21 protein-coding genes and 2 tRNA genes are annotated in these 22,148 nt (G+C 64.6%); 12 read left to right on the forward strand and 11 right to left on the reverse strand.

The window, feature by feature from the left end:
- The first annotated feature begins 30 nt into the window (after positions 1–30).
- Positions 31–204, forward strand: a complete 174-nt coding sequence (locus QW845_RS01645) for a hypothetical protein (protein ID WP_315799923.1) — start codon at positions 31–33, stop codon at positions 202–204.
- Between the two features lie 48 nt (positions 205–252).
- Here QW845_RS01645 and QW845_RS01650 read toward each other — a convergent pair.
- Positions 253–326 (reverse strand) — tRNA-Cys (locus tag QW845_RS01650).
- Between the two features lie 453 nt (positions 327–779).
- On the opposite strand from QW845_RS01650, the gene QW845_RS01655 reads away from it, so the two are divergent.
- Both QW845_RS01655 and QW845_RS01660 read left to right on the forward strand, forming a co-directional pair.
- Positions 780–1,355, forward strand: a complete 576-nt coding sequence (locus QW845_RS01655) for a ubiquinol-cytochrome c reductase iron-sulfur subunit (protein WP_315800424.1) — start codon at positions 780–782, stop codon at positions 1,353–1,355.
- Between the two features lie 91 nt (positions 1,356–1,446).
- The gene (locus QW845_RS01660) at positions 1,447–3,189 is read left to right on the forward strand and encodes a methanol/ethanol family PQQ-dependent dehydrogenase (RefSeq protein ID WP_315799924.1); all 1,743 of its coding nucleotides are present in this window, start codon (positions 1,447–1,449) and stop codon (positions 3,187–3,189) included.
- A 120-nt stretch (positions 3,190–3,309) separates the two neighbouring features.
- Here the strand turns inward: QW845_RS01660 and QW845_RS01665 are convergent, their stop codons facing one another.
- From QW845_RS01665 to QW845_RS01690, 6 genes are all read right to left on the reverse strand, one after another.
- Positions 3,310–3,489: a hypothetical protein gene (locus QW845_RS01665; protein WP_315799925.1), complete on the reverse strand. Its 180-nt coding sequence runs from the start codon at positions 3,487–3,489 to the stop codon at positions 3,310–3,312.
- Positions 3,490–3,860: 371 nt separating this feature from the next.
- On the reverse strand, positions 3,861–4,265 hold the full coding sequence (locus QW845_RS01670) for a response regulator (protein ID WP_315799926.1): 405 nt from the start codon (positions 4,263–4,265) through the stop codon (positions 3,861–3,863).
- Complete coding sequence (locus QW845_RS01675; protein WP_315799927.1) at positions 4,243–4,707, reverse strand: response regulator; 465 nt, start codon at positions 4,705–4,707, stop codon at positions 4,243–4,245. The genes QW845_RS01670 and QW845_RS01675 overlap by 23 nt, the downstream gene beginning before the upstream one ends.
- 228 nt (positions 4,708–4,935) lie before the next feature.
- On the reverse strand, positions 4,936–5,781 hold the full coding sequence (locus QW845_RS01680; RefSeq protein WP_315799928.1) for an EamA family transporter: 846 nt from the start codon (positions 5,779–5,781) through the stop codon (positions 4,936–4,938).
- A gap of 15 nt (positions 5,782–5,796) precedes the next feature.
- Positions 5,797–6,300, reverse strand: coding sequence for an NUDIX domain-containing protein (locus tag QW845_RS01685; protein ID WP_315799929.1), 504 nt, complete (start codon positions 6,298–6,300; stop codon positions 5,797–5,799).
- Between the two features lie 164 nt (positions 6,301–6,464).
- Positions 6,465–6,539, reverse strand: a tRNA-Asn gene (locus QW845_RS01690).
- 258 nt (positions 6,540–6,797) lie between these two features.
- Here QW845_RS01690 and QW845_RS01695 point away from each other — a divergent pair.
- The 5 genes from QW845_RS01695 to QW845_RS01715 all read left to right on the forward strand — a co-directional run bounded on the left by QW845_RS01695 (position 6,798) and on the right by QW845_RS01715 (position 13,760).
- Complete coding sequence (locus QW845_RS01695; RefSeq protein ID WP_315799930.1) at positions 6,798–6,983, forward strand: hypothetical protein; 186 nt, start codon at positions 6,798–6,800, stop codon at positions 6,981–6,983.
- Between the two features lie 133 nt (positions 6,984–7,116).
- Positions 7,117–7,782, forward strand: a complete 666-nt coding sequence (locus QW845_RS01700) for a protein-L-isoaspartate O-methyltransferase family protein (protein ID WP_315799931.1) — start codon at positions 7,117–7,119, stop codon at positions 7,780–7,782.
- A gap of 281 nt (positions 7,783–8,063) precedes the next feature.
- Positions 8,064–9,449: a TolC family outer membrane protein gene (locus QW845_RS01705; protein WP_315799932.1), complete on the forward strand. Its 1,386-nt coding sequence runs from the start codon at positions 8,064–8,066 to the stop codon at positions 9,447–9,449.
- A 379-nt stretch (positions 9,450–9,828) separates the two neighbouring features.
- Positions 9,829–10,584: a DUF2497 domain-containing protein gene (locus QW845_RS01710; RefSeq protein ID WP_315799933.1), complete on the forward strand. Its 756-nt coding sequence runs from the start codon at positions 9,829–9,831 to the stop codon at positions 10,582–10,584.
- A gap of 311 nt (positions 10,585–10,895) precedes the next feature.
- Positions 10,896–13,760, forward strand: coding sequence for a valine--tRNA ligase (locus QW845_RS01715; protein WP_315799934.1), 2,865 nt, complete (start codon positions 10,896–10,898; stop codon positions 13,758–13,760).
- An 80-nt stretch (positions 13,761–13,840) separates the two neighbouring features.
- Here QW845_RS01715 and QW845_RS01720 read toward each other — a convergent pair whose 3' ends face one another.
- Positions 13,841–14,479: a DNA-3-methyladenine glycosylase gene (locus QW845_RS01720; protein ID WP_315799935.1), complete on the reverse strand. Its 639-nt coding sequence runs from the start codon at positions 14,477–14,479 to the stop codon at positions 13,841–13,843.
- Positions 14,480–14,614: 135 nt separating this feature from the next.
- On the opposite strand from QW845_RS01720, the gene lipA reads away from it, so the two are divergent.
- Together lipA and QW845_RS01730 are read left to right on the forward strand one after the other, a co-directional pair.
- Positions 14,615–15,574: a lipoyl synthase gene (gene lipA, locus QW845_RS01725; protein ID WP_315799936.1), complete on the forward strand. Its 960-nt coding sequence runs from the start codon at positions 14,615–14,617 to the stop codon at positions 15,572–15,574.
- A gap of 10 nt (positions 15,575–15,584) precedes the next feature.
- Positions 15,585–16,058 (forward strand): type II toxin-antitoxin system RatA family toxin, encoded by a 474-nt coding sequence (locus tag QW845_RS01730; protein ID WP_315799937.1) that lies wholly within the window; start codon positions 15,585–15,587, stop codon positions 16,056–16,058.
- A gap of 351 nt (positions 16,059–16,409) precedes the next feature.
- On the opposite strand, the gene QW845_RS01735 is transcribed toward QW845_RS01730, so the two are convergent.
- Positions 16,410–17,672 carry a methyl-accepting chemotaxis protein gene (locus QW845_RS01735; RefSeq protein ID WP_315799938.1) on the reverse strand — a complete coding sequence of 421 codons (1,263 nt, stop codon included), beginning with the start codon at positions 17,670–17,672 and terminating at the stop codon, positions 16,410–16,412.
- 800 nt (positions 17,673–18,472) lie between these two features.
- On the opposite strand from QW845_RS01735, the gene QW845_RS01740 reads away from it, so the two are divergent.
- Both QW845_RS01740 and QW845_RS01745 read left to right on the forward strand, forming a co-directional pair.
- The gene (locus QW845_RS01740) at positions 18,473–19,030 is read left to right on the forward strand and encodes an HD domain-containing protein (RefSeq protein WP_315799939.1); all 558 of its coding nucleotides are present in this window, start codon (positions 18,473–18,475) and stop codon (positions 19,028–19,030) included.
- A gap of 247 nt (positions 19,031–19,277) precedes the next feature.
- Positions 19,278–19,625 (forward strand): DUF1127 domain-containing protein, encoded by a 348-nt coding sequence (locus tag QW845_RS01745; protein ID WP_315799940.1) that lies wholly within the window; start codon positions 19,278–19,280, stop codon positions 19,623–19,625.
- Between the two features lie 396 nt (positions 19,626–20,021).
- Here QW845_RS01745 and QW845_RS01750 read toward each other — a convergent pair whose 3' ends face one another.
- A complete protein-coding gene (locus QW845_RS01750) occupies positions 20,022–20,636 on the reverse strand; it encodes a CinA family protein (protein ID WP_315799941.1) in 615 nt (204 codons plus the stop codon).
- Between the two features lie 269 nt (positions 20,637–20,905).
- Positions 20,906–22,087 (reverse strand): bifunctional 2-C-methyl-D-erythritol 4-phosphate cytidylyltransferase/2-C-methyl-D-erythritol 2,4-cyclodiphosphate synthase, encoded by a 1,182-nt coding sequence (locus QW845_RS01755; RefSeq protein ID WP_315799942.1) that lies wholly within the window; start codon positions 22,085–22,087, stop codon positions 20,906–20,908.
- Positions 22,088–22,148 lie beyond the last annotated feature (61 nt).

A 22,148-nucleotide genomic window follows, 5' to 3' on the forward strand; every position in this document is an offset into this window, starting at 1 on the left:
GCATCGCAGCATGGAACGAGGATCAGAGCCATGCAGGAAGCAGAAAAATCCAATGTGGTGCAGTTCAGGGATTACGCGCCCCGGCTGGCCGGCAGGTCCGGCTCGGATCGGGGCGGCGTCTCGGCCGGTGAACGAGGGGCAATTCTGACCTGGCCGCGCGCGCAGGTCAGCTATCCTGGCGGCATCGACGATCTGCCCATCTAGCGCCGGCCGCGGCCAATGGGTGGTCCAACCCGCTTGATCTTGATTGAGTGGAGGCCACGACCAGAATTGAACTGGTGTAAACGGTTTTGCAGACCGCTGCGTAACCACTCCGCCACGTGGCCCCTGTGGGCGGAGCAATATAGGCAATCGGTCGCTTAGGCAACCACTCTCGTCGCGAAGCCGACTCCATCGATCCGGGCCCTCAGCCGGCCGGACGTTCGATCCGCCGAGCCGCGTTTCGAACTGGTCGGCATCGGGCTCGGCAGCGCGTAGGGGTGTTGTCGCGCCGCTCTCATCCCGACCCTGGTCCACATCTCGCGTGGTCGAAAATTGCAGACGGAGCTGGCGACACCGTCGCTGCCGATCACCAGCAGCTTTCGCCGAACTGTTGCATCGGCAATGACGCGCAGCAGCGACGATAGTTGAAAACATCGCGGCGAAATCGCGCAACGCGCCTTGATTTCGTCAGGTTGTGTTGTTCTAATTGTTCTATGTCAGGGTGCGCTGCGGGACGCCGGACTTTAGAGCAGCATTCCCACGACTCACGCACACAACTTCACACGCAAAGATCTGTCATGGATGATCACCCGACACGCCGCTCGGTGGTTTTCGGCACGCTTGCCGCATGCGCAACAGTCGCCGGCGCAGCGGCCGACGACGATGATCCTCGCAAGGAGAAGCGGCCGCAGAAAGGCGACCTGATCGTGTTCTCGGAAGGGGAGCGCGAAGGGCAGACGATCACGCCTGACGACTTGAAGCTCGGCGAGCCACCGGTTCACGCGTGGCCGAAGGATCCAGCGAATGCGATCGTGCGTGACGGATCGCGATTGAACGAGGTGGTGCTCGTCAGGCTCGATCCAAACGAACTCGACGACGACACGCGTCAGCGCGCGGCCGAAGGCATCGTGGCCTACTCGGCCATCTGCTCGCATGCGGGATGCCCGGTCACGGCCTGGATCAAGGCGACCGAGGGCAACGACGATGTCTTCAAATGCATGTGCCACAATTCCGAGTACGACCCGAGGCGCGGGGCGCAGGTCGTGTTCGGCCCCGCGCCGCGGCGGCTTGCCGCGCTTCCCCTCGCGATCAAGGACGGCACGCTCCTGATCGCCGGGCCCTTCATTGGGAAGGTAGGTGGCCAACAGGGCTGATGAGATCCCATGTCCCTATCGGAACTCGCGTCGTCTCGACACCCGTCACGACAACAAGTGAATCGAAAAACGAAGCAGGGGAGGTTTGTCCATGTCCATCACGTCCACCGCGATCAAGCAATGGCTGCTATCGAGCACCGTGGCGTTCACCTGTCTCGCCGCACCGGCAGCCGTGGCCGGCCCGATCGACAACTATAGTCCCGTCACGCCCGCGCGGCTCGAAAATCCCGAACCGGACAACTGGATGCTCTACCGCCGCACCTATGATGGCCAGGGGTATAGTCCGCTCGACCAGATCAACACCGCGAACGTCAAGGACATGGTGCCGGTCTGGACCTTTGCCACCGGCGTGGTCGAGGGGCACGAAGCGCCGCCGCTGGTCAACAACGGCGTCATGTTCATCACGACGCCGATGGGGCAGGTCATCGCGCTGAATGCCAAGACCGGCGATCAGTACTGGCGCTACAAGCGCGAGCTCCCCGAGGATCTGTTCCAGCTGCATCCGACCAATCGTGGCGTCGGCCTCTGGCAGGACAAGCTCTACCTCGCCACGACGGACGATCATCTGGTCGCGCTCGACGCCAAGACCGGCAAGGTGCTGTGGGACAAGAAGGTCCAGGACTACAGGAAGGGACAATATCTCACGCTGATGCCGCTGATCGTCGACGGCAAGGTGATGGTCGGCGGCTCCGGCGGCGAGTTCGGCGTCCGCGGCTACGTTGCCGCTTATGACGCCGAGGACGGCAAGGAGCTTTGGCGCACCTTCACGATCCCGGCCGAAGGCGAGCCCGGGCATGACACCTGGAGCGGCGACGACTGGAAGAACGGCGGCGGCTCGGCCTGGATGACCGGCACCTACGACAAGGACACCAAGACGGTGTATTGGGGCGTCGGCAACGCCGCGCCCTGGCCAGGGGGCCTGCACCCCGGCGACAATCTCTACACCAGCTCGGTGATCGCGCTGGATCCTGCGACCGGAAAGATCAAGACGCATTTCCAGTATCACCAGAACGACTCGTGGGACTGGGACGAGGTCGATGCGCCGATGCTGGTCGACCTGCAGCGCGACGGCCGCAGCTTCAAGAGCCTGATCCATCCCGGACGCGACGCCATCTTCTGGGTGCTCGAGCGCACGCCGGAGCGCATCAACTACGTCAATGGCTGGAACTTCGTCCACACCGATGTCTGGAAGGGCATCGAGCCCGAGACGGGACGGCCGATCGTTGATCCCGCGCACAAGCCGACGCTCGGCAAGCGTGTCGACTTCTGTCCCTCGTTGTGGGGCGGCAAGGACTGGCCGTCCGCGGCCTACAGCCAGAAGACGCGCTTCGTCTACGTGCCGGCGAACGAGAATTTCTGCGGCGGCTTCACCGGGGAAAAGCTGCCGCTCGTTCCCGGCCAGCTCTGGCTCGGCACCAAGGCCGAGGACATCGGGCTCACGGTGCGGCCCGGTGCCGACCATTTCGGGGAGCTGCAGGCCTGGGATCCCGCGACAGGCAAGAAGGTGTGGTCGCACAATTTCCCGAAATCCCAGCTGTTCGGGTCGGTGACCGCGACGGCGGGCGATCTCGTTCTGGTCGGCGGCACCAACGACCGGATGTTCCGGGCGTTCCATGCCAAGACCGGCGAGCTGCTGTGGGAGCAGAAGACGAACTCGGGGATCATGGGCATGCCCGTCGCCTATGAGGTCGATGGCACGCAGTACATCGCCGTGCAGTCCGGCTGGGGCGTCGATGCGCAACGCATCCAGGATGCGCTCTCGAAAGGCAACATCGGTCTGGAGGACAACGTCCCGCAAGGCGGCGTCGTCTGGGTGTTCGCAGTCAAGAAGTAGCGCCGGCGATCTGAGGGGCGGCGGCCTCCGCCGTCGCCATCTCAGAAAATGAAGACCGCAGCAGTGTTCCGGCAAAGACGTGCCGATCCACTGGCTTGCATGACGACCGAAGATCGCGCGTCAGCAGGCCGCGAACCAGCCGTCCGGAAACGGGATCAGCGGCCAGGCGCCCTGGTTGTCGTTGGCTGCCGTGGGGAGATGCAGAATCGCGAACAAGCGGGCCATGGAATCGGTCTCGGTCTCGGGCGCAATAGCGGTTCTCACAACATCCATCAACAACTCGTATTCGGCTTCGCTCATCTCGCCCTCGCACAAACTGCGAGCCACGATGGCAAAATTCCACTTTGTTCAAATTGAGCGGATCGCTCAAATTCTAACGATCGGGCACGAAGGACCTAATTGGTTACCGGTGCCCTTCGTTCCAAAAGATACCGCGGTCCGCGCCGTTCCAGTGTGAACGGGCTCACATCCCAAGGCTTCTCGTCGTCCGTCGACCCGTCTGCCCGTGCGGCAGGTGATGCCCTGCAGCGATCACGAGTCCGCCCGTAGCCGACCGTGAGCAAGAGATCCAGAACGTCTGCCGCACGTCGCAGGCTGCCTTGCCGGCAAAGACCAGAGAGGCGACCCGCTCCAAACGCCCGGCTCGACGCAAGCAGCAGAATCGCTGGCAGTCAGACCGCCACGGCGAGAAGCTCGGTGTCCTGCGCCAGAATGTCACGCATCAGCTGCGACAGGTCTTTCGGCTTGAACGGCTTCGCCAAACGATGAAGGCCGACCACTTTGGGCGAGGGGGAGAGCAAGTCAGGCGCCCCCTGTCCTGACTCGAGCACCATGCCCGACATCATCACGATCGGCATCGTGGGCCGGGCCGCGCGCGCAGCCCGGATGACGTCGTTGCCGTCCATGTCGGCCAGGTTGAGATCGATCAGGGCCGCAGCGAAATCGTCGCGGGACACGGCATCCATGGCCAGCCGACCGTCGGTGACGGCCGTGACCGCGTAGCCCTCGCGAACCAGAAGATGCTGGATGACACAGCAAACGCCGACTTCGTCATCAACGACCAGGATGTTCATCATGAGCCCTTCCTGACAGACGTGGATGAGGAGCCACGCGCCGCGCCTCGGTCAGAAGTCGTTGCCGCACCTCGATCGCACGATCGACCGCTTCGAGCAGATCGAGGATGTCGAACGGCTTCTGCAACGCTGCCGTTGCTCCGAGCTTGATTGCCATACCGAGGAAGTCTGGAGCTCCCAGTTTCTTATCGGTGAACGCGTAGCCGGAGATTGCGATGAACGGGACCGTGGGATCGAGCTTGATGAGCTCGCGAATGGTTGCGATGCCGTCCATGCCCGGCATGAACATGTCGATCACGACGGCATCGAAGGACACGCTGCCGATCAATCGAATGCCGGTCGGACCATCCGGCGCGAGAAACACGCAGAACCGCTTCTTCTTCAATAATGTTTCCAGCGCAGCGCGCGTGGCACAATCATCGTCAATAATGAGGACAGTAGGCATGGGCCACCTCAGTATCAGCGGGACTGAAGGACTCTCACGCTACAAGGACAATAGGCTGAGGCTCAAAAATGGCAAAGTAGTTAACACTGAATTAGTTGCTGCGATTCTGCAACCAGGAGTTTTACGGAACTTCCCTGTCCGGACCGCAGGCAGATCTTCTGTTGTGCATCATGCGATGAAGATGGAACTATGATGTCCGGGTCGATGGCTCCGGCTGTTTGACGAATCTCAATCCGGCTTGAGCAAGGCGACGATGACCAGCCCGACGGCGATCAGCGCCGCGCAGCAAAGCCGTTGCGGCGTTGCACGCTCTTTCAGGAACAGTACGCCGATCAGCGTCGCAAACAGGACGCTGCATTCGCGAAACGCGACCACATTGGCGATCGGATTGCGGCTCAAGGCCCAAAGGAATACCACGAATGACGTCAGCCCCAGGGTGCCTGCGATCAGCACCGGAGTCCGGGCGTCTCGGATCTCCAACACCAGCGCAGGTCCTCGCAACATCATTGCGACAAGAAAGAACACGACACTGTCGAGCACGATCATCCAGACCGTAAACGAAGCCCAGCCTTCGGTCTGCCGAGTGCCTGCCGCATCGACGACCGAATAGCCGGCGACCAGTGCGGCGGCGCAGACCGCAGCCCAGAACGCGCGGCGGTCGATCGGACCGTGGATGCGGTCGCGTGCCAGGCCGGTGATTCCGAGGACGATGACGGCGATTCCGATCAACTGCCCGCTCCGTGGCAGTTGCTGCAGACCCAGCGAGACAAACAGCGTTGCGAACAGCGGAACGGTGCCACGCGCGATCGGGTAGGTACGTCCAAGCTCGGCTGAACGGTAGGCCATTGCGAGGCTCGCCTTGTAGCCCGCGTGCAAGACCAGCGAGGCCACGATGAGCGGCCAGGTCGAGAGCGCCGGAACGGGAACGAGAAACATGAAGGGCAGGATCAGGGCGCTGCTCACCAGACCCATGCCAGCCAGAAGGGAGAGGCTGCTGCCGGTATTGACGATGGCATGCCAGCTCGCATGAAGCAGACCGGCCATCAGCATGAGAATTGCGGCGACAGGATCCAAGGACTCGAGTCCGGTTCAGCTCTCGGGCCGCCAGCTCGCGGCAGCGAAGTAGGGGACCGGGTCGTGCTGGAGCGCCTGACGCGAGATGATCCGGCTCGATGGCGACACCGGGAGCTGGTCCCATTCCCCACGATCGACGAATCGGAGGCTCGCGATCTCCTCGCCGTCAGGCGCAAGCGCGCCGCCTTCGATGACGGCTTCGAAGGCGATGACCGTATAGTAGGTCAGATCACCGTTGGGATAGCGGATGAGGAACTCCGGGCCGCCGAACACCCCGAGCAGACGTTTCGGGCGGACCACGAGGCCGGTCTCCTCAAAGCATTCGCGGGTGGCGGCGTCGGCCGGATGCTCGTTCGGATCGATGGCGCCGCCGGGCAACGTCCAGAGGCCCGTCTCCGCGTCGCGCCCGAGCAGAATGCGGCCCTGGTCGTCGAACACGGAGATGGAAACCGCCGTGGTCGCCAACAGATCATGGCCGATCTTGCTGCGGACGGCTCTCAGATGATCGGAAATCGGCATCGCTGGTCGTCACTGCAGAAGGAGTGCCCCCGCTTGCCCGACGCCCCATGCGCGGTCAAGGGAAGACCGTGAAGATCGGCGAACGTTCGCCGCCAATCGGCGGATGTCCCGCGTCACAAGAAAGAAGGATTGGGAGGATAAAGAACCATTCGGCATGGCCAGAATGGCTCCCCGGGCTGGATTCGAACCAGCGACCATTCGATTAACAGTCGAATGCTCTACCGCTGAGCTACCGAGGAACAGGCGAAGCAATGTTCGCGAATGCGGCTGCGTATAACAAAGCCGTTTCGCCTTGCATAGAACGAAATCGCATCTTTGCGACGATTGCGGGCTCAGGAATAAAATACCGAAATTTCATATGGTTAGATTGATTTTGAACGCTTGCTGGGCAGCGGCCGCCCACAGTTCGATGACAGGAAATTCACTTGGAGGGGAGCAAACCGGCCCCGATAGTTTGCTGGAACCGGCCAGTCCCCCGCGGTCATGGAGTGTCGTAGATGCCAAACACCGTCATCCCATTCGCTGAAGAAGTCTCCGCGCCCTCGTTGATTCCCGACCAGGTCGAGCGTCTCAGCGACGACGAATGTCTCACGCGGTTGGCCGACATGATGACGCGCGGTGATTCTGAACATATTGACGAGATCGTGCAGTTGCTCGGGCGACTGGCCGTGGTGATCGAGTAGCCGGCGGTCGGCGTCCTCACAGGCGGTGTCCCAGCGGCTCCGTTGAAACCCGCATGTTGCCTTTTCGAGGGCCTTGTACCAAAAGATTGCGCAGATCGTCCGCGGTCCATCCGCTTTGCTTGCAGGTCTGCTCATGTCTTCATTCGCGACGGCGCGCCAGAAAATGGTCGATGGTCAGGTCCGGACCAACGACGTCACCGATCACCGCGTGCTGGATGCGTTGTTGACCGTGCCGCGGGAAGCCTACGTTCCCACAGATCGGCAGGCGCTGGCCTATCTCGACCTGGATCTCGACGTCTCCGAATCCGCTTCGACCAAGCGGTATCTGATCAAACCGATGCTGACGGGAAAACTGCTGCAGGCTGCCGAGATCAAGCCGACCGACAGCGTGCTGGTGGTCGGATGTGCGACGGGCTATCTCGCTGCGTTGGCCGCCCGGCTTGCGGGCAACGTGACGGCGACCGAGGTCGATTCGGCGGTCGAAGGTCGCGCCAAGCATCTGCTTGCCGCCGTCGATGGCTGCCCGGTTACGATTCGAGTCGCGCCGGCTGCGGAGGGTGATCCGGCGGACGGCCGCTTCGACGTGATTCTCCTCAATGGAGCGACCGAGGTCGCTGTTGACGGTCTTTGCCGTCAATTGAAAGAGGGCGGCCGCCTGGTCGGCGTCTTCGCCACCTCGCGACCCGCCCGCGCCATGATCTTTACGCGATCGCATGGTGATATCGGCAGCAGGGTTCTGTTCGATGCCGCGGCGCCGGTCATTTCCGGCCTCGAACGGGTCCCCGAGTTCGTTTTTTAAGTCGTCAGACGAAGTTCTTGGCGACCCCTCTGAACTGCCGGCATCCCGTCGCGCAGTACGGCTTGGTGCGTTGTCTTCGCGGCTGCGGGCGGGCAAAATTCTGTTTTAAATCAGAAGTGTGGCCTGGATGCTGCACGTTGACAGTTTTCGATACGGGTTCCAGGCTTGGGTGGTTCCGTTGCGCTTGCATGGGGAATAAGGTGCGAGGTGCGCGGGAGTCTCTTCAACAGGTTACGGCCCGGCTCTGGCGTTCGAGCCGGTAACAAATGAATGGAACAGGGATGTTTGGGGTGAAGCTCGTCACCGCAGCGGCGGCTGTGGTCCTCGTGATGGCTTGTGCAGGCCCGACGCCTGCGCTGGCCGACACGATCGAGGCTGCGCTGGTGCGCGCCTATCAGAACAACCCGCAACTGAACGCGTCGCGGGCCCAGGCTCGTGCGGTCGACGAAGGCGTTCCGCAGGCACTCTCGGGGTATCGGCCGAAGGTCAATCTGACTGCGACGGCGGGCATTCAGTATACGGATTTGCAAGCGGCACCCGCGACGCCGGCCGTCAGCGGCGTGCAGAGGCCGCGAAGCGTCGGCCTGACGGTCAACCAGAATCTGTATAACGGTCAGCAGACGGCAAACGGCGTGCGCAAGGCCGAGGCGAACGTCTCGGCGCAACGAGAGGCTCTCCGTATTCTCGAGCAGCAGGTGCTGCTAGCCGCGGCCACGATCTATATGGACTATCTGCGCGATGCGGCGATCGTCGAGGTCCAGCGCAGCAACACGCGAGTGCTGGAGCAGACGCTCAAGCAGACTCGGGATCGGTTCAACGTCGGCGAGGTCACCCGCACCGACGTCGCGCAATCCGAGGCTCAGCTCGCCGCCGGCCGCACGCAGCAGCTCACAGCAGAGGCCCAGCTGACGGCGACCCGCTCGAACTTCCGCCGAATCATCGGCAACGATCCCCAGAATCTGGCGCCGGGCTCTCCTGTTGATCGTTACTTGCCGCCGAGCCTCCAGCAGTCGGTCGAAACGGCCCTGACGGAAAACCCGAGCGTGACCGCGGCGATGTACGGCATCGACGTCCAGTATCTTGACACGAAGATCAAGGAAGGTGCGCTGCTGCCGTCCGTAAACGTCCAGGCTCAGGCTCAGCAGGGTTATGAGTCGAGCCTGCAATCCTATCGTGGGTTCAGCGCGTCGGCTGTCGCCTCGCTGAACGTTCCGATCTACAACGGAGGGGCGGAATATTCGCTGATCCGGCAGTCCAAGGAGTCGCTGGCACAGCAGCGTCTGGTCCTGGAGCAGACGCGTGATCAGGCTCGCTCCGACGTGGTATCTGCCTGGGGCAAGCTGCTCGCGGGCAAGGCTCAGGTGCAGTCGGCGCAGGCCCAGGTGGCGGCCTCCGAGATCGCCTTGAACGGCGTGCGCGAGGAAGCCAAGGCGGGCCAGCGGACCACGCTGGATGTCCTCAACGCTCAGCAGGCGCTGGTCAATGCGCGGAACTCGCTGGTGAACGCACAGCACGATCGTGTGGTGGCGTCCTACTCGGTGCTTCAGACCGTCGGTCGGCTGTCGCCGCAGGTGCTGAACCTGCCGACGACCACCTACGATCCCAGCGTTCACTACCAGCAGGTCCGGGATAACTGGGCGGGTGTACGGACGCCGGATGGTCGTTAGTACATTCTTAATATCGACCCTGATCCCTCGGTCCTTGGCCGGGGGATTTTTTTGTGGCACATGCTGTGGTTGTGACGAATGGGCGACGCTTGACAGGCGACCTCCGTGCTCCACCGGGTTCGCGGCCGGCGTTGCTTGCATTCATTTGTTGCCATGACATAGCCTCAAAATGGCCGCCGAACGATTCGGACTGCGTCGGAAGTTCTTCCAAGAATAGTCTCCGACATGGGCAGTATCGTTCTGTTGTTTTGCATCGATCAGGCCTTGTCCGGAGACAAGTTGGCATGTCCGTTGAGAAGTCCAAGCCTCTTGGATCCGGCGCCCGGGACTTTTGCGCCGCGCCGATACGTAGGGCGGCGTTGCTGATTTGGAGTCGGAAATGACGCAGCCTGCGAAGGTCCAAGAACCCTCCATGGAGGAGATTCTGGCGTCGATCCGGCGTATCATTGCCGACGACGAGGGCAAGCCGCCGGCGGCGGACAAGGCTGCCGCGCCGGAGCCGGTGAAGGCCGAGAAGCCGGCGGCCCCGGCCGCGAAGCCGGTGATGAACGACATCCCGCCTTCGAAGATCGCTGCTGCGGCCCCCGCCAAGCCCGCGCCACCACCACCTGCGCCGCCGCCCGCGGCGGCTGCGGCGCCCAACAGTCAGGATGACATTGACGCATTGCTGGCGGGTTTGGATGAAACGACTCCGGCGGCAGAGGTCAGGCCGGCCGAACCCGAGCCGGATCCAGAACCTGAAGTACTCGAGTTGACGGACGACATGGCAGTGGCCCCACCGACTCCCGCTCCAGCGCCAGCCCCCGCCGCGGCATCCTTCCGAAAGGTGGATCCGCAGAACGATATCGAGTTCATCGAGTCCGGGCGGCTCAACCAGAAGGCCGCGAGCTTCGAGTCGTCTTTCGAGCAGGCCACGCCGAAGCAGCCGATCCTGGCGCCGTCCACGGTCAACGCCGTCGAATCGGCATTCAATGCGCTGGCCAACACGGTGCTGAGCAACAACGCCCGGACGCTTGAGGACCTCGTCAAGGAGATGCTGCGTCCGATGCTGAAATCGTGGTTGGATGACAATCTTCCGGCCCTGGTGGAGCGCATCGTCAAGGCCGAGATCGAGCGCGTCTCGCGCGGCCGCTGACGCCGAGAGGGGGCACGAACTCGCATTCCGTTCTGGAGCGAGCCGCGGCGGGCGGTAGGCCCTTTCCGTCAATGTTCGCCGCTGCTGTTGACTTGGCGCGCCGCGGCGGCTTTCTAGCCCTGTCAAGCTGATCCCTGCCGGACGGATCGAGAGGGCTCCTCCGGGAGCACGGTCCGCGGTCGGACATCAGTCCGAAAACAGCCCAAGCACCAACAGCTTGCGTGAGCTTTTTCAGGTCATGTCACAAAAGGCCCGGACGAGTTCCGCGACATCCCGAATTGGACAGCCGGCCCCACGCCGCTGGAAATGCCATGATCGATAAGAATTATCAGCCCACCGATCTCGAAGGTCGCATGTCCCTGGTCTGGGAGGATGCCCGGGCGTTCTCCGCCGGTCGCCCCGATCGCCGCGATGCCGATCCTTTCACCATCGTGATCCCGCCGCCGAACGTCACCGGCTCGCTGCACATGGGGCACGCGCTCAACAACACGCTGCAGGACATCCTGTGCCGTTTCGAGCGCATGCGCGGCCGCGACGTGCTGTGGCAGCCAGGCACGGATCACGCGGGCATCGCGACCCAGATGGTGGTCGAGCGCCAACTGATGGAGCGCCAGCAGCCCGGTCGCCGCGAGATGGGCCGCGAGAAGTTCCTCGCGCGCGTCTGGCAGTGGAAGGACGAGAGCGGCGGCACCATCATCAACCAGTTGAAGCGTCTCGGCGCCTCCTGCGACTGGGGCCGCGAGCGCTTCACCATGGACGAGGGCCTGTCCAAGGCCGTCGTGAAGGTGTTCGTCGAGCTGCATCGCGCCGGCCTGATCTACAAGGACAAGCGGCTGGTCAACTGGGACCCGAAGCTGCTGACGGCGATCTCGGACCTCGAGGTCCAGCAGATCGAGGTCAAGGGCAACCTCTGGTACCTGCGCTATCCCATCGAGGGCAAGACGTTCAGCCCGGAGGATCCGACCAGCTTCATCGTCGTTGCCACCACGCGTCCCGAGACCATGCTGGGCGACAGCGCGGTCGCCGTGCATCCGGATGACGAACGTTATCAGCACCTGGTCGGCAAGCGCGTGATCCTGCCGCTGGTCGGGCGCGAGATCCCGATCGTCGCCGACACTTACTCGGATCCGGAGAAGGGCACCGGCGCGGTCAAGATCACGCCGGCGCACGACTTCAACGATTTCGAGGTCGGCCGCCGCCACGGCCTGCCGCAGATCAGCATTCTTGATCGCGAAGGCTGCATTGCGCTGGTCGACAACGAGGACTATCTGCGCGGCCTTCCCGAGGGCTCCGAGGAGTTTGCCAGGGAGTTCCACGGCATCGAGCGTTTTGCTGCGCGCAAGAAGATCCTGGAGCGACTGGAATCCTTCGGCTTCCTCGAGCGGGTCGAGCCGAACACGCACATGGTGCCGCATGGCGACCGCTCCGGCGTCGTGATCGAGCCCTATCTGACCGACCAGTGGTATGTCGACGCCAAGACCCTGGCGCAGCCGGCGATCGCGGCGGTCAGGTCGGGCGCGACGACGTTCGTGCCGCGCAACTGGGAGAAGACCTATTTCGACTGGATGGAGAACATCCAGCCCTGGTGCATCTCGCGCCAGTTGTGGTGGGGCCATCAGATTCCCGCCTGGTACGGCCCTGACGGCAAGGTCTTCGTCGCCGAAACCGAGGAGGAGGCCGTCGGCCACGCCATCGGCTACTACGTCGAGCAGGAGGTCATCACGGCGGAGCAGGGGCGCGAGATGGCGCTCGACCGCAACAAGCGCGAAGGCTTCATCACGCGTGACGAGGACGTGCTCGACACCTGGTTCTCCTCGGCGCTGTGGCCGTTCTCCACGCTCGGCTGGCCCGACGACACACCGGAGGTGAAGCGCTACTATCCGACCAACGTGCTGGTCACCGGCTTCGACATCATCTTCTTCTGGGTCGCCCGCATGATGATGATGGGCCTGCACTTCATGAAGGAGGTGCCGTTCTCGACCGTCTACATCCATGCGCTCGTCCGCGACGAGAAGGGCGCCAAGATGTCGAAGTCGAAGGGCAACGTCATCGATCCCCTGGCGCTGATCGATGAGCACGGCGCCGACGCGCTGCGCTTCACCCTGGCGGCGATGGCAGCCCAAGGCCGCGACATCAAGCTGTCGACCCAGCGCGTCGACGGCTACCGCAAGTTCGCCAACAAGCTTTGGAACGCCAGCCGCTTCGCCGAGATGAACGGCTGCACGGTGCCCGAGGGCTTCGACCCGGGCTCCGCGAAGGAGACCCTGAACCGCTGGATCGCGCATGAGGCGGCCGCGGCGACGCGCGAGGTCACCGAGGCGCTCGAGGCCTATCGCTTCAACGACGCGGCCAACGCGATCTACCGTTTCGTCTGGGACGTCTATTGCGACTGGTATGTCGAGCTCTCCAAGCCGACCCTGCTCGGCGAGGACGGGCCCGCCAAGGCCGAGACCCGCGCGATGGTGGCCTGGGCGCGCGACGAGATCCTCAAGCTCCTGCATCCCTTCATGCCCTTCATCACCGAGGCGCTGTGGGAGTCCACCGCCAAGCGCGACAGTCTGCTGACCCTGTCACCCTGGCCGCACCGCACCGACAGGCCGACGGTGGCCGAGATCGCCGCGCTGTCCGCGGCCAGCTTCGGCGATCCCCTGGTGCCGCCGCTGCTGATCTCGTTCGACGCCGCCAGCTTCAAGGACGAGGCGGCCGAGGCCGAGATCGGCTGGGTGGTCGATCTCGTTACCGCGATCCGCTCGGTCCGCGCCGAGATGAACATTCCGCCGGCGACTCTGATGCCGCTCGCGCTGGTCGGGGCCTCCGCCGAGACGAGGGAGCGCGCACCGCGCTGGACCGAGGTCATCAAGCGCCTCGCGCGGCTCTCCGACATCAGCTTCGCCGACGCCGCGCCTGACGGCTCCGCCCAGCTCGTCGTGCGCGGCGAGGTCGCCGCGCTGCCGCTCAAGGGCGTCGTCGATTTCGCCGCCGAGCGCACCCGCCTGGGCAAGGAGATCGCCAAGGCCGAGGCCGACATCGAGCGCGTCGACAAGAAGCTCGGCAACGAGAAGTTCGTCGCCAACGCACCGGAGGAGCTCGTCGAGGAAGAGAAGGAGAAGCGCGAGGCGGCGCTGGCCCGCAAGGCCAAGTTCCAGGAGGCGCTGTCGCGGCTGCAGGGCGTCTGACACGACGCTCTCTCTTTCGTCATTGCGAGCGCAGCGAAGCAATCCAGAGTCCCTGTGAGGCCCCCGGATCGCTTCGTCGCCTACGCTCCTCGCGATGACGGAGGAAACGGCTTGCTCAGGAATCGCGAGCCCTTCAGGCCGAAGCGCCAGGGCAGGTCGACGGCCTTGGTGATGCCGATGCGGATGCCGGCGGCGATCTCGACATCATCAGGTCGGGCGAACAGCTCGATCGGCGGAGCATCGAGCGGAAGCGCATTATGCGCGATCGTGATGCCCATCGCCTCCGTCAGCTTGCCTGGCCCCGCGCACAGTGCACGGACGTCCTCGAGCCCACGCCGCCGCTGCATCTCCTCCATCCCCATCGTCGGCTCGATCGCCCGGATCAGCACAGCGCTGGCCGAGCCCTCGGCCTCGCAGACGAAGTTCACGCACCAATGAATGCCGTAGGAGCGGTAGACATAGGCGAAGCCGGGCGGGCCGAACATCACCTGGTTGCGCGGTGTCGGTCCCCGGAACGAATGTGCCGCCGGCTCGGTGTGGTGATACGCCTCGACCTCGACGATGATCCCGCCGACGCCGTCGACCAGAAACGTCGCCCCGATCAGCTCCGGCGCCACCGCGAGCACCTCGCGGGCGAAGAACGCCCGCGTCAGCCGCTTGGCCGCCGCATTGCGCCGGAGCCGTGAAACTCCGGGGGCTTTTGCCGGTTTTTGCGCCATTCTCGAGCAAATCCGCCGTGGTGAGCGCTGTTCCGCGCTGCCCATATCTGCCATGCCCTGGTATCCTCGGCCAGCCGGTTGCGGTGCGCCGCGGCACGGAATAGCTAGGGCGCAACAGAGGTTTGTGCGAATCCCATGGTCACCATCGTCGACATCAACGCGAACACGCCGCTGCGCCCCCGCCACCCCGAGAAGGCGAACCGGCCGGATTCCATCTCGCCGGCCAAGCCGGCTTGGATCCGGGTCAAGGCGCCGACCACCCGCGGCTATGCCGACACCCGCAACATCGTGCGCGAGAACGGCCTCGTCACCGTATGCGAGGAGGCCGGCTGCCCGAACATCGGCGAGTGCTGGGACAAGAAGCACGCCACCTTCATGATCATGGGCGACACCTGCACGCGGGCCTGCGCCTTCTGCAACGTCAAGACCGGCCTTCCCGCCGCCCTCGACGCCGGCGAGCCCGAGCACGTCGCGGAAGCCACCTTCAAGCTCGGCCTGACCCATGTCGTGGTCACCTCGGTCGATCGCGACGATCTCGCCGACGGCGGCGCCGCCCATATCGCCGCGACCATCCGCGCCATCCGCGCCAAGTGCCCGACCACCACGATCGAGGTGCTGACGCCCGACTTCCTGCGCAAGGACGGCGCGCTGGAGCAGGTCGTCGCGGCCAAGCCCGACGTCTTCAACCACAATCTCGAGACCGTGCCGTCGCGCTACCTCTCGGTCCGCCCCGGCGCGCGCTACTTCCACTCGATCCGGCTGCTGCAGCGGGTCAAGGAGATCGATCCCACCATCTTCACCAAGTCCGGCATCATGGTCGGCCTCGGCGAGGAGCGCCACGAGGTGCTGCAGGTGATGGACGACCTGCGTTCGGCCGAGGTCGATTTCCTCACCATCGGCCAGTATCTGCAGCCGACCAGGAAGCATCACGCCGTGATGCGCTTCGTCACGCCGGAGGAATTCTCCGGCTATGAGACCGTCGCCTACACCAAGGGTTTCCTGATGGTGTCGGCGAGCCCGCTCACGCGCTCCTCGCACCATGCCGGCGAGGATTTCGCCAGACTGAAGGCCGCGCGCGACGCGCTCGCGCGCTGATCGAGACCAGATGCCGAGATTTTCCAACAAGCGCCGCGTCGCGCACACGGCCGACCAGATGTTCGACCTCGTCGCCGATGTCGAGCGCTATCCGGAGTTCGTGCCGCTGTGCGAGAAGCTGGTGGTGCGCCAGCGCAATCCGAAGCCTGACGGCACCGAGGTCGTCGTCGCCGACATGACGGTCTCGTTCAAGCTGGTCAAGGAGACCTTCACCAGCCGCGTCACGCTCGACCGCGCCGGGCGCAAGATCCTGGTCGAATATGTCAGCGGACCGTTCTCAAGCCTGGAGAACCGCTGGAGCTTCGAGCCAACAGAGCAGGGCGCCTGCGAGGTGACGTTCTTCATCGCCTACGAGTTCAAGAGCCGCATGCTGGCGATGCTGATGGGCTCGATGTTCGACACGATCTTCGCGCGCATGTCGGCGGCGTTCGAGAAGCGCGCCGACGCGATCTACGGCCGCAAGCCCGCGGTGTCGTCGACATAGCGCTTTTTTGATCACGCCAATGATCAACTACTGACGGCGCTCCACTCTCCGCTGTCGTCCCCGCGAACGCGGGGACCCATAGCCACAGAGGGCCGTGTGGCCGCACGCGCGCCACTCCGATCTCGTTTCACCACATCTGCTGCAGGGTATGGGTCCCGGGTCGGCGCCTCCACGGCGCTCCGCGCCGCTCCGGCTTGCCCGGGACGACAGCGGAGGGCGCGGTTGGCCGCGTGCCTCTCACCGCAGAGACGGCAGCGTGCAAGTTCCTTCCTATCCACGTCTTCAAACAGCTGCTCCGCGACATGGTCGCGGAGCCGTCCTGATCGCCGGCGTCAACTGCTGCGATCGAACCTACGCCGCCTGCACGGCGGTCAAAAAGTCCTTCACCTTGCCGCGCAGCTCGTCCGCATGCTTGGCGAGCTGGCCGGCTGCACCCAGCATCTGCCGCGCGGCGCCGCCGGCCGATTCCACCGTCTGGCTGACCGAGCCGATGTTGGTGGCGACCTCGCGGGTGCCGCTGGCGGCCTGGCTGACCGAGCGCGCGATTTCCTGCGTGGCGTGGCCCTGCTGGTCGACCGCGGTCGCGATGGTCTTGGCGATCTCGCTGATCTGGCCGATGGTGCCGCCGATGCCCTGGATCGCCGCCACCGTATCGCTGGTGGCGCGCTGCATCGCGCTGATGTGGGCGCTGATCTCGTCGGTCGCTTTCGCGGTCTGGCTCGACAGGCTCTTCACCTCCGAGGCGACCACGGCGAAGCCGCGGCCGGCATCGCCGGCGCGGGCGGCCTCGATGGTGGCGTTCAGCGCCAGCAGGTTGGTCTGGCTCGCGATCGCGTTGATCATGTCGGTGACGGCGCCGATCTTGGCCGCAGCGTCCGCCAGGCTGTTGACGAGGTCGTTGGTGCGCGAGGACGCCTCGACGGCCTCGGCGGCGATGGTCGAGGAGGTCGCAACCTGGCGGTTGATCTCGCTGACCGAGGTCGAGAGCTCCTCGGTGGCGCCGGCCACCGACTGCACGTTGGAGGAGGCGGAGTTGGACGCCGACGCCACCAGCGCCACGCGCTGCGCGGCCTGATCCGCGGTCGTGGTCAGCGAGGCGGCCGTGGTCTCGACCTCGCGCGAGGCGCCGGAGATCGCATTGGCGATGGCGCCGACCGAGGTCTCGAAATCCTTGGCGATCCGGTCGAGCGCGCGCTTCTTCTCCTCGCGCGCGGCAATGAGGTCGGAGAGATCGCGGCGGAAGCTGATGACATAGGTCTGGCCCTCGACCTGGGTCGGCACCAGCGTGATCTGCACCAGCGCCGGGCTGCCGTCGGCGCGCTTGGTGGTCCACTCGAACGTCGCGTGGCCCTCGCGCCTCGCCTTGGCATCCATCTCCTTCACGACATCGGCGGAACGCTTGCCGCTGGGCTGGAACTCCGGCGCCATGGTCGCCGGCGAACGCGACAGCAGGTCCTGCTTGCTGCGGAAGCCGCCGAAGCGGACCGCGGTCTCGTTGCAGGCGATGATCTTGCCGTCGGACATCACCAGGATGGCGTCGCGATGGCGTTCGAACAGCTCCGTCATCAGGAGGTTATGCGTGCGATCAGCCGACTTGCCGGAGAAGAAAGCCATGGGGTCCCGAATCCACTGTCAGAGAAGAATGCGCGAGACGTAGCAGGACAAAATTAACCAAAACCTTTAGGCCGTGGCGGCGCGTGCGATAATCGTCGGCGATCGCGATCCGGACGGTGAGGGACGGCATCGAGCGGACGAGCAGCCGCATCCTCCGCGGCGCGATCGCGCCCGGGCTGTGCCTGTCGATGGCCCCTCTGAAATCACGAGGGCGCAGGGAATGCCGGGAGCTCGCCGCCCCCATGGCCCGCCTGCGGAAAAAAATGCAGGCGTCAGGTACCACAGGTGCAGCCGAGACATCCCGGCATTCCCCGCGCGACGGTCTTCACGCTTATACGCAGTCTCCCCGGGGACCGGCTGTCTTGCCCCCGTGACCGGCGGATCATCATCTCCACCGGCGTGACACCAGCTTCGGGGTGTCAGGACGCTGCGACTTCACGTCCGCCAGGAGCCGTTCGTCCGCACGTCCAAGACGCGCTGCGGCAATCAGCGGCCATCGCCTCCCCACCTCGCGTGTCGTGACGATCGCGAAACGCCCCTCGTGTCGAGGCGGGATGAGCGGAGGGAAACACGGATTCCGGAAAAGCGAAAGAAGATTATTTTCACGGTGAGGACTGGACAGTGAGTCGGACGTTGAAAGCCCTCAAGAAATTCGTCGCGTGGCGCATGGCTTGGATGCGCCTTCGGCGGTTGGAAGGGACTAGGCAACCCGCCGGGCGCAAACCCGCAAGAGGGCTGATTTGCCCGACGGGTCAGCTATCATGATGCTCAAGGGACAATCTGAAGAAGAAAGCAGGCTGATGTCACTCTCTCATCTCTACGACGACGCGCTGGTCTATGCGGCGGAGTTGCACCGGACCCAATTGCGCAAGGGCAGCATGGTGCCCTACATCGCGCACTTGCTCAGCGTCTCCAGCCGCGTGCTGTCGGCGGGCGGCAGCGAGGTGCAGGCCATCGCCGGCCTGCTGCACGACGCCGCCGAGGATCAGGGCGGACAGGCCACGCTGGACGAGATCCGGCGGCGATTCGGTGATGGCGTCGCCGAGATCGTCGCGGACTGCACGGATTCCTGGGTCGATCCGAAGCCCGCATGGCGCCCGCGGAAGGAAGCCTATCTCGCCAAGCTGCCGCTCAAGCCGGCGTCATCGCTGCTGGTGTCGCTCGCCGACAAGGTCGACAATGCCGAGGCGATCGCGCGCGATCTTGATGACGTCGGCGACGCGGTGTGGCAGCGCTTCACCGGAGGAAGGGAGGGGACGATCTGGTACTACCGCACGCTGAGCAGCATCTTCGATCAGGCGTTGCCGGGATCGTTGGCGCGGCAGCTAGCGCAGACGGTGGGCGCTTTTCCGTCCTGACACTTTGGACAGCGCGGGCGCTGATCTTTCACCGGATTGGCAGATGACAACTTCAGATCTATCAGCTATAGACCAGCCATGATCACCGTCGCCACCCATCGTTTTGGTCGTTGGACGCACCGTAGCTTGCGGGCGGCGGGAGGATCACGCGCAATCTGATGATGTGCAGTCTTTGATCCGAACAGCCGCCAGGAACCTGGCGGCTTTTTTATTGCCGGCAGGTTCTTTCTTTTCAAGGGAGCCCGCCATGCCGAGCACGACCGACGAGCAGAGTGTCAGCGCCATCGGGACGCGTGGATTGCGTGGTGTCGCGCATGCGCCGCGGATCTTCGAGCGCGGTCGCGATCACGCCGCGCGACTTCCTGCTTCGCCGAATCTTGGGGCCAACGTCTACTACTTGCCGCAACCGATTGTCGGTCACGGCAGCTCTGGGCCCGTGCCAAAATCGGTGCTTCGGCTCTGGTTGGCGCGCTTGCGCGAGCGCCGCCGCTTCGCCAGGGAGCTCCCCTGGCTCGCCGATGAAGTGCTGGAGGACTACGGCATGACACGCGATGAAGCGCGGCGGCTGTGCCGACGGCCGTTCTGGCGTGCATGAGCATTGCTGGCTGAACTGTCACCGCGAGTTTCAAGCACCGGTGTCGCCCCGGGCAAGCCGGAGCGGCGCAGAGCGCCGCGCAGGCGCCGACCCGGGATTCACGCCGCGGCGGATGTGGTGGGACGAGATCCACGGACGTTCCGCTACACGACATCCTGTGGTTATGGATCCCCGCTTTCGCGGGGATGACGACCGAGGCAAAGGCGGCAGCGTCGTCTCCACCTCGCGAGGGCAGGCAAGCGGGCCGTTGATGTTTGTCGGGCGCAGGGCAGGTCAGGTGTGCGTCATTTGCGAGGGGCCGTTGCGCCAAAGCAATCTCGATGTTGTGGAGATACACTGGATCGCGTCGCTGCGCTCGCGATGACGGCGCAGCGGGAGCGGGCGCACTATGTCCAACTAAGTCCGCGGCCGCCTCGGCGGACGCTTCACCGGATGCAGCCGCGGCGCCCGAGCCACGCGCGGTCTCAGACGCGTCGCGGCCGCGCGTTTCGGCTTGGCGGGGACCTGCGGTCTTGCCAGTTCCATCAACATCCGCAGCGCCTCGATCACCGAACGTGTCCGGACGGTGCTGCGGCCGATGGCACCGAAGCGGTGCTCGCGGTGAGTGATGCGGCCGTCGCGGGCGGCGACGGCGAAGTGGACGAGGCCGACGGGCTTGCCGGGGGTGGCACCGCCGGGGCCGGCGATGCCGGTGATGGCGACCGCGAGGTCGACGTCGGCGCGTTCGAGGGCGCCGACGGCCATCTGGATCGCGGTCTCCTTGGAGACGGCGCCGAAGGTCTGCAAGGTCGAGGCTTCGACGCCGAGCATCGCGCGCTTGGCCTCGTTGGAGTAGGTGACGAAGCCGCGGTCGATGACGTCGGACGAGCCGGGGATCTCCGTCAGCGCGGCGGCGACCAAGCCGCCGGTGCAGGACTCGGCGGTCGCGATCATCAGCTTGCGCGACCGGCAGAGGTCGAGCAGCGAGCGGGCCAGCGCGCTGGTGGAGCCGATTTGACGTTCGCTCGCCATCTGCAGCGTTTCCTCGATGCCGATCGAGACCTCAGGAAGCACCACCAAAGCGATGGCGTTCGAAAAGTTCGAGGTGGCGCCGCGAGCTTCGCCTCTCCCCACCCTAGCGAAGCTTCGCTTCGCCCTGACGGGGCGAGGGAGCGCACCGCGCTCGCGGTTACAACTCGATTCCAAGGTCCAGAGATCAGTTTGATCTCGTGTCTCAACTCAGCAGTCGATGTCTTCTTCGGGCATCGACTGCTTCCATCACTTGCTCGCCGGGACTCCCGTCAAACATTCCACGGCAGCCGGATCGTCGCGCTTGCCGTGGCCGCGATGCCTTCCTCGCGGCCGGTGAAGCCGAGCCGCTCGCTGGTGGTGGCCTTCACGGCGATGCGCGAGAGGTCGACGCCGGTGATCTCGGCGATGCGGGCGCGCATCTGGTCACGCAGCGGGCCGATCTTCGGCCGCTCGCAGATCATCGTGACCTCGAGATTGGCGACGCGGCCGCCTCGCGCCGTGACGCGCTCGATGGCGTATTTGAGAAACTGGTCGGAGGCCGCGCCCTTCCACTTCATGTCGGAGGGCGGAAAGTGCGAGCCGATGTCGCCATCGGCCAGGGCGCCCAAAATTGCATCAACCAGAGCGTGCAAACCGACGTCGCCGTCGGAGTGGGCCAGGAAGCCCTTGCTATGCGGCACACGCAGGCCGCACAGCCAGACATGGTCGCCTTCGCCGAAGGCGTGCACATCGTAGCCGGTGCCGGTCCTGATGTCGCCGAGGGTGGCAGCGAGGCGCGCTTCCTCGCGCACGAAATCTTCCGGTGTGGTGAGCTTCATGTTGGCAACATCGCCCTCAAAGGTCGCGACGGTCAATCCCGCCCATTCCGCGATCGCCGCATCATCTGTGAACTCGGTGAGGCCCTCGCGCGCGGCGCGGCGATGCGCCTCGAGGATCGTCTCGAACTTGAAGGTCTGTGGCGTCTGCGCGATGCGCAGCTTCGCGCGCTCCGGCGTCGCGGTGATGTCGCCGCCCGTTCCGACCTCCTTGATGGTGTCGGTCACCGGCACGACGGGAATCGCCGCACCGGTCTTGCCGGCCGCGACAATCGCGCGCGAGATCACGGCCGGCGTGACGAACGGACGCGCGGCATCGTGGATCAGCACGATGTCGGGCTTGTGCGGCGCCAGCGCTTCCAGGCCTGCCAGCACCGAGGCCTGGCGCGTTGCGCCACCATGTGCGGGGACCTCGTGGCGCAGGCCTGATACGGCAGCATTGAAGATGTCGATGTCATCGGGATTCACCACCGGCTGGACCACTGCCACCTCGGGATGATCGGCGAAGGCGGCGAGCGCGCGATGGATGACGGTACGGCCGCCAATCGTGCGGTACTGCTTCGGACCACCGGCGCCGGCGCGCAGGCCGCGTCCGGCCGCGACGAGGATGGCTGCAGTCCGCTGAGAAGTCGTCATGGGAACAGGATATCGATGCTGATGAAAGACCAGGGTGAGGAGATTTGCCGGCTTCTTACAT

The organism is Bradyrhizobium sp. SZCCHNS3002, from assembly GCF_032377435.1.
Classification (GTDB): domain Bacteria; phylum Pseudomonadota; class Alphaproteobacteria; order Rhizobiales; family Xanthobacteraceae; genus Bradyrhizobium.